We start from the raw sequence: 13,180 nt of genomic DNA, 5'->3' as shown, positions 1-13,180 counted from the left end.
TATTCCTCCTAATAATCTCTATCTTTCTACAACTTCACTATATTATTTTCCTAAACAAAATTGAGAGAACAACTGGTCAATTAAGCTTTCATGCACTGTGTCCCCAGTAATTTCACCAAGTATTTCCCACGTTCTTGTTAAATCAATTTGTACCATATCAATTGGTACACCATTTTCAATCGCCTCAACTGCATCACCGATTGTTTTTCCTGCTTGTGTTAATAATCCAATATGTCTCGCATTAGAAACATATGTCATATCTGCAGAATCGATTGTTCCTTCAAAGAATAAATCAGCTATTGCCTTTTCGAGTTCATCTATTCCTTGTTCCTCAATTAAGGATGTTGTAATAACACGATTTCCCGCGGCTAACTCTGTAACACGTTCCATATCAATCGCTTGCGGTAAATCAGTCTTATTCACAATAACAATAAAGTCTTTTCCTTGTACCGCACGGAATAGATCTTCATCCTCATTTGTTAAAGCCTCGCTATAGTTGACAACAACTAATACTAAATCCGCTTGGCTCATCATTTCTTTTGAACGTTCCACACCAATTCGTTCAACAACATCTTCTGTCTCCCGAATACCGGCTGTATCTATAAGTTTAAGAGGTACACCACGCACGTTAACGTACTCTTCAATAACATCACGAGTTGTTCCTGCAATATCAGTTACAATTGCCTTTTTCTCCTGAACAAGACTATTTAATAACGATGATTTCCCAACGTTGGGTCTACCGATAATTGCTGTAGCAATACCCTCACGTAAAATTTTCCCTTGTTTTGATGTTTCTAATATTTTTTCGATTTCCGAACGAACATGCGTCGCTTTCTCAATTAAAATATTATGTGTCATCTCTTCTACATCATCGTATTCTGGATAATCTATATTTACCTCAACATGAGCTAATGTTTCTAATATTTCTTGACGCAAAAGACCAATTAATTTAGATAATCGCCCTTCCATTTGATTAATTGCTACATTCATCGCACGATCTGTTTTTGCTCGAATCAAATCCATAACAGCTTCTGCTTGTGATAAATCGATACGTCCATTTAAAAAAGCACGTTTTGTAAATTCGCCCGGTTCTGCCAATCGTACTCCTTGTGCTAGAATAAGTTGCAATACTTTATTTACTGAAACAAGTCCACCGTGACAGTTAATTTCCACTATATTTTCACGTGTAAAAGTCCTTGGTGCGCGCATAATAGACACCATAACTTCTTCAATAACTTGATTTGTATCTAAATCAACAATATGACCATAATGAATAGTGTGAGAAGGAACCTCTGTTAAATCCTTCCCCTTAAAAATACGATTAACTTTCTCAACCGCATCATCCCCACTTACTCGAACAATGGCAATTGCACCCTCTCCAAGCGCTGTGGAAATCGCAGCAATTGTATCAAATTCCATGTCCTTTCACCTCACTTGCTTATTTATCTCTATTTCAACATGATTATTTCTTTCACTAAATTATTAGGATACCATAACGAACCTATCTACAAAAGAAGAATAACTCATTTTATTATATCCCCATGTAAAAAACACTAAACTTATTCACAGTGGATAAGTTTAGTGTTTTTTAGTTATCCACATCTATTTTCCGCTCAAAAAAACCGGCACTCATTTGAGCAACCGGTCATTTAGGAGATATTACAACATGCCGATGTGGTTCATTTCCTTCAGAAGTTGTATTGATACCTTGATGATTTGATAATGCCTGATGAATAATTTTTCGTTCAAAAGATGGCATCGGTTCTAAAATAACTCTTTTTTTCGTATTAAATACTTGTTTCGCTAATCGATAAGAAAGTGATTCTAACGTACTTTTTCTTTTACTACGATAATTTTCAGCATCTAGTGTAATACCGATATACTGCTTCGTGTTACGATTCGCGACAAGTTTTGTTAAATACTGTAAAGAGTTCAATGTATTACCTCTTTTCCCAATTAAAACACCTACATTATCACCAGAAATTGTAAATTCAATTTCGCGTCCTTTTACAATTTTACTAATCTCAACTTCCACACCCATATCGTGAATAACATTTCTTAAATATTCTTCACATTCTTGAATTGGATCTTTCTTCAATACAACTTCTACTACTGCAGGACGATTCCCAAATAAACCTAAGAATCCTCTTTTACCCTCATCGACAATATTTATATCTACTCGATCTTTTGATGTATTTAATTGCCTTAAAGCATCCTCTACTGCCAGCTCGACTGTTTGTCCTTTAGCAGTAATTACACTCACTTGCTTGAGCCTCCAGCTTTGCTAGCCTTAATTTCTGGCCCTTTGATAAAGTACATTTGAGCAATACCAAAGATATTACCAACAACCCAGTAAAGTGATAATGCGGCTGGGAAGTTAATTGCAAAGATTAAAATCATAATCGGCATAAGCCAAAGCATCATTGCCATTTGCGGATTTTGACCAGCTGTTCCTGCCATTGCAAGCTTTTGCTGAATAAATGTCGTAATTGCTGCAACGACCGGTAAGATATAGAACGGGTCTGCATGTCCTAAATCGAACCATAAGAAACTATGTTGTTTAATTTCAGCTGTTCTCATAATTGCATGATAAAAAGCGAACAGAATTGGCATTTGAATAAAGATTGGTAAACAACCAGCTAATGGATTTACACCATTTTTTTGATATAACTGCATCATTTCTTGCTGCAGTTTTTGCTGTGTCGCTTGATCTTTAGAGCTATATTTCTCTTTTAACTTCACCATTTCCGGTTGTAACGCTTGCATCGCTTTCGTACTCTTCGTTTGTTTAATCATTAGTGGTAATAATGCAAAACGAATGATAAGAGTTGTAATAACAATTGCTAAACCGTAATTACTGTTAAATAAGTCGGCAAAATACGTGATTAACTGAGAAAGCGGATATACGAAATATTCATTCCAAATCCCAGTACTTTTCGATGTAATCGGCTGACCCGTTTCACTACAACCGGTGGCAATCGCCATTAATGCAACGACCATGGCTAGTAAACCTAATTTCTTTTTCAAAGCCTACTCCTCCTTGTATCGGTATGTATATAGTGTAATTCATTTCCTTACGCTACTTTTTTATTCTTTTCATACCAGAGCGTTTAAAGACATGAATTAAGCTTTTCTTTACTTCTTCATATGTCATCTCTGCACAAGGCTTCCTTGCTATTATAACAAAATCTTTCCCAGAATCTATCTCATCTTTTAACTCTGTAATAGCCTGACGGACCATGCGCTTAATTCGATTACGAACTACTGCATTTCCAATTTTCTTGCTAACAGAAAGGCCGATGCGAAAGTTTGGCTGTTCTTCTTTATCTAATTGGTATACAACAAACTGACGATTCGCATTTGATTTTCCTTTTTGAAAAACCGCCTGGAATTCATCATTCTTCTTTATACGATGTTTTTTCTTCATATCAATTGACACTCCTGTATTTCATCAGCGGAAATTCACTATTATTAGAAAAAAAGACCACTGAACGATCAGTGGTCTACGCAGATAATACTTTTCTTCCTTTACGACGACGAGCTGCTAGCACTTTACGTCCGTTCGCTGTGCTCATACGGCTGCGGAAACCATGTACTTTGCTGCGCTTACGTTTATTTGGTTGGTAAGTTCTTTTCATTATATGACACCTCCCTGAGGAATATCTGTTAAAGACAGTCCTATAAATTATAGTTAATCAACTAGGAAAATGTCAATGGTTCTAGAAATTTTCATCAAATATTCATTTTGAACCTATTCACATACTTTTACACAGCATCTATATTTCCTTGTGGATAAATGTTTTTTCACGTTTTTTATATCCACAAACTTTTTTCGCACTTTTACACAGTATATCGTGTTGTGGACAAGTTTATTCCACAAGGTATTGATTTTGTGGATAACTTTCTTAAATTCATTGCTATAGCCACTTTTTTTTGATATTATAGTTGTGTTTTCACTTTGAATAAGTTTTCCACACCTTTATTTTATCCACAGTTTGTGTATAACATGTGGACAGTTTTAATCACATGTGGGTAAATAGTTGTCCACATTTGCTTTTTTTGTCGAAAACCCTATCTCATATACAAACGACGTTTTTAGGTTTTAAAATACGTTTCGTATAAATATACATTTTATATTTATTGGGTTGTACATTTGTTGCGCAACCTTATTCTTTTACCATCTTAGTAAAGGAGGGACACCTTTGGAAAATATCTCTGATTTATGGAATAGTGCCTTAAAAGAATTAGAAAAAAAGGTAAGCAAGCCTAGTTATGAGACATGGTTAAAATCAACAACGGCTCATAACTTGAAGAAAGACGTATTAACGATTACAGCTCCAAATGAATTTGCTCGTGACTGGCTAGAATCTCATTACTCCGAACTAATTTCAGAAACACTATACGATTTAACAGGGGCAAAATTAGCAATTCGCTTTATTATTCCTCAAAGTCAAGCTGAAGAGGATATTGATCTGCCTCCAGTTAAGCCGAATCCAGCACAAGATGATTCAGCTCATTTACCACAGAGCATGTTAAATCCAAAATATACATTTGATACATTTGTTATCGGCTCTGGTAACCGTTTTGCCCATGCAGCTTCATTAGCTGTAGCCGAGGCGCCAGCTAAAGCGTATAACCCACTCTTTATTTACGGGGGAGTTGGGCTTGGAAAGACGCATTTAATGCACGCAATTGGTCATTATGTAATTGAACATAATCCAAATGCAAAAGTTGTATATTTATCATCAGAAAAATTTACAAATGAATTTATTAACTCTATTCGTGATAATAAGGCTGTTGATTTTCGTAATAAATATCGCAACGTAGATGTTTTATTGATAGATGATATTCAATTTCTTGCTGGAAAAGAACAAACTCAAGAAGAGTTTTTCCATACATTTAATGCATTACACGAAGAAAGTAAACAAATTGTAATTTCTAGTGATCGACCACCAAAAGAAATTCCGACTTTAGAAGATCGTCTTCGTTCCCGCTTTGAATGGGGGCTTATTACAGATATTACGCCGCCAGATTTAGAGACACGAATTGCGATTTTACGCAAAAAAGCAAAAGCTGAAGGGCTTGATATACCAAATGAAGTTATGCTTTATATCGCAAATCAAATTGATTCAAATATTCGTGAATTAGAAGGTGCACTTATCCGAGTTGTAGCTTATTCATCTTTAATTAATAAAGATATTAATGCTGATTTAGCAGCTGAAGCACTTAAAGATATTATTCCAAATTCTAAGCCAAAAATTATCTCTATTTATGATATTCAAAAAGCTGTCGGGGATGTTTATCAAGTGAAATTAGAAGATTTTAAAGCGAAAAAACGTACCAAATCAGTTGCGTTTCCTCGCCAAATTGCAATGTATTTATCGCGCGAGCTTACAGATTCCTCTTTACCAAAAATAGGTGAAGAATTTGGTGGACGTGATCATACAACAGTTATCCATGCCCATGAAAAAATCTCTAAACTACTAAAAACCGATACGCAATTACAAAAGCAAGTTGAAGAAATTAATGGTATTTTAAAGTAGTAGCTGAATAGTGTGAATAACTTACCTTGTTTTACGCACAGTCTATCCACATGTAGATAGACTGTTTTTACATCCTTTATAGGGGTTATCCACATATCCACAAGCCCTATTACTATTACTACTATTTTTTTATCTTTATTAATTAAATAAAATCTTATACTTACCGGAGGTTTTTCTTTATGCGTTTTACAATACAAAAAGACTATCTTGTAAGAGGTGTACAAGATGTAATGAAGGCAGTTTCTTCTCGTACAACAATCCCCATCCTTACGGGAATTAAAGTTGTAGCTACTGAAGAAGGGGTTACATTAACAGGAAGCGATGCTGATATTTCTATTGAATCGTTTATTCCAGTCGAAGAAGATGGAAAAGAAATCGTAGAAATTGCTCAATCAGGAAGCATTGTTTTACAGGCAAAATATTTTAGTGAGATTGTAAAAAAACTACCTAAAGACACTGTCGAAATTTCTGTAGAAAATCATTTTATGACAAAAATAAAATCTGGAAAATCAGAGTTTAACTTAAATGGTTTAGATTCTGCAGAATATCCGTTATTGCCACAGATTGAAGAACATCATGTATTTAAGATACCAACAGATTTACTTAAGCATATGATCAGACAAACTGTATTTGCAGTTTCTACTTCTGAAACAAGACCGATCTTGACAGGTGTAAACTGGAAGGTATATAACAGCGAGTTAACTTGTATTGCAACAGATAGTCATAGACTGGCACTTCGAAAAGCAAAAATTGAAGGACATAACATTGCAGATGAATTCCAAGCTAATGTTGTTATTCCAGGTAAGAGCTTAAATGAATTAAGTAAAATTTTAGATGAGTCTGAAGAAATGGTAGATATCGTTATTACGGAGTATCAAGTATTATTCCGTACAAAACATTTATTATTCTTCTCAAGATTGTTAGAAGGAAATTATCCTGATACGACACGTTTAATTCCAGCAGAGAGTAAAACGGATATTTTTGTAAATACAAAAGAATTCCTACAAGCAATTGATCGTGCTTCACTATTAGCAAGAGATGGCCGCAATAACGTTGTTAAATTATCAACTTTAGAGCAAGAAATGCTAGAGATTTCTTCGAATTCACCAGAAATCGGAAAAGTTGTCGAAGAAGTACAATGCGAAAAAGTAGATGGAGAAGAGTTAAAAATATCTTTTAGTGCAAAATATATGATGGATGCATTAAAAGCTTTGGATAGTACAGAGATTAAAGTTAGCTTTACTGGAGCAATGAGACCGTTCTTAATTCGTACAGTAAATGATGATTCAATTATTCAATTAATTTTACCGGTTCGTACTTACTAGGTAAGGAATAAGGGTTGCTAGTTTAAAGATGCTAGTGGCCCTTATTTGATTTTTGGGTATTACTTTCCTAATGCTAGTTTATTTAGTACAATGAAAGAATGAACACTTTCAGAAAGTGAGCGATTTTATGAAACGTATTAAAATTTCAACAGAGTATATTACACTAGGACAATTTTTAAAGTTAGCTGATGTAATTGATACAGGTGGCGCTGTAAAATGGTTTTTACAAGAATATGAAGTGTACGTGAACAACGAACTTGAAAATAGAAGAGGTCGCAAACTATATGCGAATGATGTTATTGAAATTCCAGGAAGCGGAACTTTCCAAGTTCAGGCATAAAGGGGGAGCCCTTTGTTTATTTCAGAAATACAATTAAAAAACTATCGCAATTATGAAAAATTAGAGCTTTCCTTTGAAGATAAGGTAAATGTAATTATCGGCGAAAATGCACAAGGGAAAACAAATTTGATGGAAGCTATTTATGTTTTAGCGATGGCGAAATCTCATAGAACCTCTAATGATCGCGAACTTATCCGCTGGGATGAAGATTTTGGTCAAATAAAGGGGAAATTACAAAAAAGAAACAGTTCTTTGTCTTTGGAATTAAATATTTCGAAAAAAGGTAAAAAGGCAAAATTAAATCAACTTGAACAACAAAAGTTAAGTCAATATATTGGCGTGATGAACGTTGTCATGTTTGCCCCAGAAGATTTAAATCTTGTAAAAGGAAGCCCTCAAGTAAGAAGACGCTTTTTAGATATGGAATTAGGACAAATAGCTCCTGTATATTTGTATGAATTAAGTCAATATCAAAAGGTGCTCACGCAACGAAATCACTTGTTGAAAAAAATGCAAGGGAATAGTAAGAATGAGGAAACGATGTTGGATGTATTTACACTTCAACTAATTGAGCATGGTGCGAAAATACTGCAAAAACGTTTTGAATTTTTGCATTTGCTACAGGAATGGGCAGCTCCAATTCATCGAGGTATAAGCCGTGGATTAGAAGAGTTAGAAATTGTCTATAAACCAAGTGTAGATGTATCAGAATCAATGGATTTGTCGAAAATAAAAGAAGTATACTATGAAAGTTTTCAATCTGTGAAACAACGTGAAATTTTCCGTGGTACGACTTTAATTGGTCCTCATCGTGACGATTTACAATTCTTCGTTAATAGTAAAAATGTTCAAGTCTTTGGTTCGCAAGGACAACAACGAACGACCGCACTATCCCTAAAATTAGCTGAAATTGAATTGATTTATTCAGAGGTTAAAGAATATCCAATCCTTTTGTTGGATGATGTTTTATCAGAATTAGATGATTATCGTCAATCACATCTTTTAAATACAATTCAAGGAAAAGTGCAAACATTTGTTACAACGACGAGTGTCGACGGAATTGAACACGAAACATTAAAAGAAGCGAAAACAATTCATGTAACGAACGGCACTGTAGATTGTGAAATAGATAGGGAATAACCCCTGTTTAAATGGAAAAGTAGGTGATCTTTGTGTCAATGGAACAAAAGCAAATGCAAGAAAATGCATATGATGAAAGTCAGATACAGGTGCTTGAAGGACTAGAGGCAGTTCGGAAACGCCCTGGTATGTATATTGGATCTACAAGTGGAAAAGGGCTTCACCATCTTGTGTGGGAAATCGTAGATAATAGTATTGATGAAGCACTTGCAGGTTATTGTGATGAAATTAATGTTAGTATCGAAGAAGATAATAGTATTCGTGTAACGGATAATGGGCGTGGTATTCCGGTTGGTATACAAGAAAAAATGGGACGTCCAGCTGTAGAAGTTATTATGACTGTTCTCCACGCCGGTGGTAAATTTGGCGGTGGCGGTTATAAAGTTTCTGGTGGTTTACATGGTGTTGGGGCATCGGTTGTAAATGCTCTATCAACAGAATTAGAAGTATTTGTACATCGTGAAGGTAAAATCCATTACCAAAAATACGAAAGAGGTATTCCGGTTGCGGATTTAAAAGTCATTGGTGACACAGATCAAACAGGAACAATAACTCGATTTAAACCAGATCCGGAAATTTTCCAAGAAACAACAGTATACGATTTTGATACACTAGCAACTCGTATGCGTGAATTAGCGTTTTTAAATCGTAATATTAAATTAACAATTGAAGATAAACGTGAACATAAGCAAAAGAAAGAATTCCATTACGAAGGTGGAATTAAATCATACGTTGAGCATTTAAATCGCTCAAAACAACCGATTCATGAAGAGCCTGTGTACGTAGAAGGTTCAAAAGATGGTATTCAGGTTGAGGTTTCTCTTCAATATAACGAGGGATACACAAATAATATTTACTCATTTACGAATAACATCCATACGTATGAAGGTGGTACACATGAGGTAGGTTTTAAAACAGCTTTAACTCGTGTAATCAACGACTATGGTCGTAAAAATAGCATTTTAAAAGATGCGGACAGTAATTTAACTGGTGAGGATGTTCGTGAAGGTTTAACAGCAATTGTATCAATCAAGCATCCAAATCCACAATTTGAAGGACAAACGAAGACAAAACTTGGGAATAGTGAAGCGAGAACAATTACAGAGTCTGTATTCTCAGAGGCGTTTGAAAAGTTCTTACTAGAAAATCCTAATGTAGCGCGAAAAATTGTAGAAAAAGGTACGATGGCTGCACGTGCACGTGTAGCTGCGAAAAAAGCGCGTGAATTGACACGTCGAAAGAGTGCGTTAGAAGTTTCAAGTTTACCTGGTAAATTAGCTGATTGCTCTTCGAAAGATCCAGCAATTAGTGAAATTTACATCGTAGAGGGTGACTCTGCGGGTGGATCTGCAAAACAAGGACGCGATCGTCATTTCCAAGCAATTTTACCGCTGAAGGGTAAAATTATTAATGTGGAAAAGGCACGCTTAGATAAGATTTTATCAAATGATGAAGTTCGTACAATTATTACGGCGATTGGTACAAATATTGGTGGAGACTTCGATATTGAAAAAGCACGCTATCATAAGGTTATTATTATGACCGATGCCGATGTTGATGGTGCACATATTCGTACCCTATTATTAACGTTCTTCTATCGTTATATGCGTCAAATAATTGAGTGTGGTTATATCTATATTGCACAGCCGCCGTTGTTTAAAATACAACAAGGTAAAAAAATTCAATATGCTTACAACGATAAGGAACTTGAAAAAATCTTAGCAGAATTACCGGCCCAACCTAAGCCAGGGATTCAGCGTTATAAAGGTCTAGGGGAAATGAATCCAACTCAGCTATGGGAGACGACAATGGATCCAGAAGTACGTTCATTACTTCAAGTTTCCCTTCAAGATGCAATTGAAGCAGACGAAACATTTGAAATTTTAATGGGAGATAAAGTAGAGCCACGTCGTAACTTTATCCAAGAGAATGCAAAATACGTGAAGAACCTTGATATTTAAATGAGTAATGACAGGAATCTAAGTATTCCTGTCTTCTACATATAAATCAATGTATGTGTAACGGAAATGTAAGAGGAGGTGCTCGTTGATGTCAGACAATCAACAACAAGCACGAATTCGAGAAATTAATATTAGTCATGAAATGCGTACCTCATTTTTAGATTACGCAATGAGTGTTATCGTATCTCGTGCATTACCAGATGTTCGTGATGGATTAAAACCTGTGCATCGTAGGGTTTTATATGCGATGAATGATTTAGGAATTACAGCTGATAAAGCGTATAAGAAATCAGCACGTATTGTCGGTGAAGTAATCGGTAAGTATCACCCTCATGGTGATTCAGCCGTTTATGAAACAATGGTACGTATGGCGCAAGATTTTAGTCAACGTTATATGCTTGTAGATGGGCATGGTAACTTCGGTTCTGTAGATGGAGATTCAGCAGCTGCAATGCGTTATACAGAGGCAAGAATGTCTAAGATTTCTATGGAATTAATACGTGATATTTCAAAAAATACAATTGATTATCAAGATAACTATGATGGTTCCGAAAGAGAACCGATAGTACTACCAGCGCGTTTCCCTAATTTATTAGTAAACGGTACAACAGGTATTGCTGTTGGTATGGCAACAAATATACCGCCGCATCAGCTTGGCGAAGTAATTGATGGTGTGCTGGCATTAAGTCATAATCCTGATATTACTATCGCGGAATTAATGGAATACATTCCCGGTCCAGACTTTCCGACGGCAGGTTTAATTTTAGGAAGAAGTGGAATTCGAAGAGCTTATGAAACAGGTCGCGGTTCCATTATGCTTCGTGCTAAGGTTGAAATTGAAGAGAAGTCAAACGGTAAACAATCTATTATCGTAACTGAACTACCTTATCAAGTTAATAAGGCACGATTAATTGAAAAAATCGCAGAATTAGTTCGCGATAAGAAAATTGAAGGTATTACAGATTTACGTGATGAATCAGATCGTAATGGTATGCGTATTGTCATGGAAGTACGTCGTGATGCTAATGCAAACGTACTATTAAACAATCTATATAAACATACAGCGCTTCAAACAAGTTTCGGTATTAATATGTTGTCTCTTGTAAATGGGGAGCCACAAGTACTAAATTTAAAACAAAATCTATATCATTATTTAGAGCATCAGAAGGTAGTAATTCGTAGACGTACTGCTTATGAATTAGAAAAAGCAGAAGCACGTGCTCATATTTTAGAAGGATTACGAATTGCTTTAGATCATCTTGATGAAGTTATTACGTTAATTCGTAGTTCAAAAACGGCAGATATTGCCAAGCAAGGCTTAATGGAACGTTTTGGTTTAAGTGAGAAACAAGCGCAAGCGATTTTAGATATGCGTCTGCAACGCTTAACTGGATTAGAACGTGAAAAAATTGAGCAAGAATATCAAGACTTAATGAAGTTAATTGCTGAATTAAAAGCGATTTTAGCAGATGAAGAAAAAGTTCTTGAGATTATTCGTGAAGAATTAACAGAAGTAAAAGAGCGTTTCAATGATAAGAGACGAACAGAAATTACAATTGGCGGTATGGAATTTATTGAAGATGAAGATTTAATTCCTGAACAAAACATTGCGATTACGTTAACTCATAACGGTTATATTAAGAGGTTACCAGCTTCTACGTACAAAACACAGAACCGTGGGGGACGTGGTGTGCAAGGAATGGGTACGAATGATGATGACTTTGTTGAACATTTATTAACAACGTCTACTCATGATCATATTTTATTCTTTACAAACAAGGGTAAAGTATACCGTACGAAAGGATATGAAATTCCAGAGTATAGTCGTACTGCAAAAGGACTACCAATTATTAACCTATTAGGGGTAGATAAGGGTGAGTGGATTAACGCTATTATTCCGATTCGTGAATTTGGTGACGATCAGTTCTTATTCTTTACGACAAAACAAGGGGTTTCTAAGAGAACGCCACTTTCATCATTTGCAAATATACGTACAAATGGTTTAATTGCAATTTCTCTTCGTGAAGAGGATGAGGTAATATCTGTACGTTTAACATCGGGTGATAAGGATATTATTGTCGGGACAAGTAACGGTATGCTAATTCGTTTCAATGAACAAGATGTTCGTTCTATGGGACGTAATGCTGCAGGTGTTAAAGCTATTACGTTGGGCGATGAAGACCAAGTTGTAGGTATGGAAATTGTCGAAGAGGATGTAAATGTTCTAATTGTAACGAAAAATGGTTACGGAAAGCGTACACCGATTGATGAATACCGTCTGCAAAGCCGCGGTGGTAAAGGTCTGAAAACTTGTAACATTACAGATAAGAACGGTAAATTAGTAGCTGTTAAATCTGTTACAGGTGAAGAAGATATTATGTTAATTACAGCGGCAGGCGTTATTATTCGTATGCCAGTTGATCAAATCTCTCAAATGGGACGTAATACACAAGGTGTTCGTCTAATTCGATTAGAGGAAGACCAAGAGGTAGCGACGGTAGCAAAAGCACAAAAAGATGAAGAGGAAGAAACGAGTGAAGAGGTTTCTTCAGAAGAATAAGAGAGGGGATTTTCCCTCTCTTTATTTTTTTATAATAATACTTGCATAGGGAAGAGAAAGCCTATATAATAGGCAGAGTCAGCAAATGAGAGATACAACTTATCGAAAAAACTTGTTGACGAAAATAATATACTATGATATATTATAAAAGTCGCTGAAACGCGATATTGAACTTTGAAAACTAAACGAAACAAACAACGTGAAACGTCAATTTTTATTTTAGATGCTAGACAAACTAACTTTATTGGAGAGTTTGATCCTGGCTCAGGATGAACGCTGGCGGCGTGCCTAATACATGCAAGTCGAGCGAA

Annotated in this window: 11 protein-coding genes and 1 rRNA gene; 7 read left to right on the top strand and 5 right to left on the bottom strand. The window is 35.5% G+C overall.

The genetic code is table 11. The annotated features are described in order from the left end of the window. Positions 1 to 42: 42 nt before the first annotated feature. The 5 genes from mnmE to rpmH all read right to left on the bottom strand — a co-directional run bounded on the left by mnmE (position 43) and on the right by rpmH (position 3,638). The gene (mnmE, locus tag D1166_RS16650; protein WP_000393769.1) at positions 43 to 1,419 is read right to left on the bottom strand and encodes a tRNA uridine-5-carboxymethylaminomethyl(34) synthesis GTPase MnmE; all 1,377 of its coding nucleotides are present in this window, start codon (positions 1,417 to 1,419) and stop codon (positions 43 to 45) included. 226 nt (positions 1,420 to 1,645) lie between these two features. Further along, positions 1,646 to 2,263 carry an RNA-binding cell elongation regulator Jag/EloR gene (gene jag / locus D1166_RS16645; RefSeq protein WP_000111516.1) on the bottom strand — a complete coding sequence of 206 codons (618 nt, stop codon included), beginning with the start codon at positions 2,261 to 2,263 and terminating at the stop codon, positions 1,646 to 1,648. Then, the gene (gene spoIIIJ, locus D1166_RS16640; protein ID WP_000727737.1) at positions 2,260 to 3,027 is read right to left on the bottom strand and encodes a YidC family membrane integrase SpoIIIJ; all 768 of its coding nucleotides are present in this window, start codon (positions 3,025 to 3,027) and stop codon (positions 2,260 to 2,262) included. Before spoIIIJ ends, jag begins: the two co-directional genes overlap by 4 nt. A gap of 52 nt (positions 3,028 to 3,079) precedes the next feature. Beyond that, positions 3,080 to 3,427, bottom strand: coding sequence for a ribonuclease P protein component (gene rnpA, locus D1166_RS16635; protein ID WP_000726621.1), 348 nt, complete (start codon positions 3,425 to 3,427; stop codon positions 3,080 to 3,082). A gap of 76 nt (positions 3,428 to 3,503) precedes the next feature. Next, a complete protein-coding gene (gene rpmH, locus D1166_RS16630) occupies positions 3,504 to 3,638 on the bottom strand; it encodes a 50S ribosomal protein L34 (RefSeq protein ID WP_000831901.1) in 135 nt (44 codons plus the stop codon). Positions 3,639 to 4,202: 564 nt separating this feature from the next. Between rpmH and dnaA the strand changes: the two genes are divergently transcribed. From dnaA to D1166_RS16595, 7 genes are all read left to right on the top strand, one after another. Further along, positions 4,203 to 5,543, top strand: coding sequence for a chromosomal replication initiator protein DnaA (gene dnaA, locus D1166_RS16625; RefSeq protein WP_000428017.1), 1,341 nt, complete (start codon positions 4,203 to 4,205; stop codon positions 5,541 to 5,543). 179 nt (positions 5,544 to 5,722) lie between these two features. Further along, complete coding sequence (gene dnaN, locus D1166_RS16620; protein WP_001212884.1) at positions 5,723 to 6,868, top strand: DNA polymerase III subunit beta; 1,146 nt, start codon at positions 5,723 to 5,725, stop codon at positions 6,866 to 6,868. Between the two features lie 127 nt (positions 6,869 to 6,995). Next, on the top strand, positions 6,996 to 7,208 hold the full coding sequence (gene yaaA / locus D1166_RS16615; protein ID WP_000821364.1) for a S4 domain-containing protein YaaA: 213 nt from the start codon (positions 6,996 to 6,998) through the stop codon (positions 7,206 to 7,208). Positions 7,209 to 7,220: 12 nt separating this feature from the next. Further along, entirely contained in the window at positions 7,221 to 8,348 is a 1,128-nt protein-coding gene (recF, locus tag D1166_RS16610; RefSeq protein WP_000470745.1) for a DNA replication/repair protein RecF, read from the top strand. A 38-nt stretch (positions 8,349 to 8,386) separates the two neighbouring features. After that, positions 8,387 to 10,309, top strand: a complete 1,923-nt coding sequence (gyrB, locus tag D1166_RS16605; RefSeq protein ID WP_000435982.1) for a DNA topoisomerase (ATP-hydrolyzing) subunit B — start codon at positions 8,387 to 8,389, stop codon at positions 10,307 to 10,309. Between the two features lie 88 nt (positions 10,310 to 10,397). After that, positions 10,398 to 12,869: a DNA gyrase subunit A gene (gene gyrA, locus D1166_RS16600; RefSeq protein WP_001282864.1), complete on the top strand. Its 2,472-nt coding sequence runs from the start codon at positions 10,398 to 10,400 to the stop codon at positions 12,867 to 12,869. Between the two features lie 241 nt (positions 12,870 to 13,110). Then, positions 13,111 to 13,180: ribosomal RNA gene (locus D1166_RS16595) — 16S ribosomal RNA — on the top strand; the annotation flags it as partial.

Origin of the sequence: Bacillus sp. ISO11 (assembly GCF_003458115.1) — a bacterium.
GTDB classification, from domain to species: Bacteria; Bacillota; Bacilli; order Bacillales; family Bacillaceae_G; genus Bacillus_A; species Bacillus_A cereus.
The sequence above is the reverse complement of the archived record's forward strand: the minus strand, read 5'-3'. Positions and strand labels throughout refer to the sequence as shown.

Bases quoted from the DNA above. Each gene is read 5' to 3' on its own strand.
- rnpA (WP_000726621.1), bottom strand. From the start codon at position 3,427: ATGAAGAAAAAACATCGTATAAAGAAGAATGATGAATTCCAGGCGGTT.
- yaaA (WP_000821364.1), top strand. From the start codon at position 6,996: ATGAAACGTATTAAAATTTCAACAGAGTATATTACACTAGGACAATTT.
- gyrB (WP_000435982.1), top strand. From the start codon at position 8,387: ATGGAACAAAAGCAAATGCAAGAAAATGCATATGATGAAAGTCAGATA.
- dnaN (WP_001212884.1), top strand. From the start codon at position 5,723: ATGCGTTTTACAATACAAAAAGACTATCTTGTAAGAGGTGTACAAGAT.
- mnmE (WP_000393769.1), bottom strand. From the start codon at position 1,419: ATGGAATTTGATACAATTGCTGCGATTTCCACAGCGCTTGGAGAGGGT.
- rpmH (WP_000831901.1), bottom strand. From the start codon at position 3,638: ATGAAAAGAACTTACCAACCAAATAAACGTAAGCGCAGCAAAGTACAT.
- gyrA (WP_001282864.1), top strand. From the start codon at position 10,398: ATGTCAGACAATCAACAACAAGCACGAATTCGAGAAATTAATATTAGT.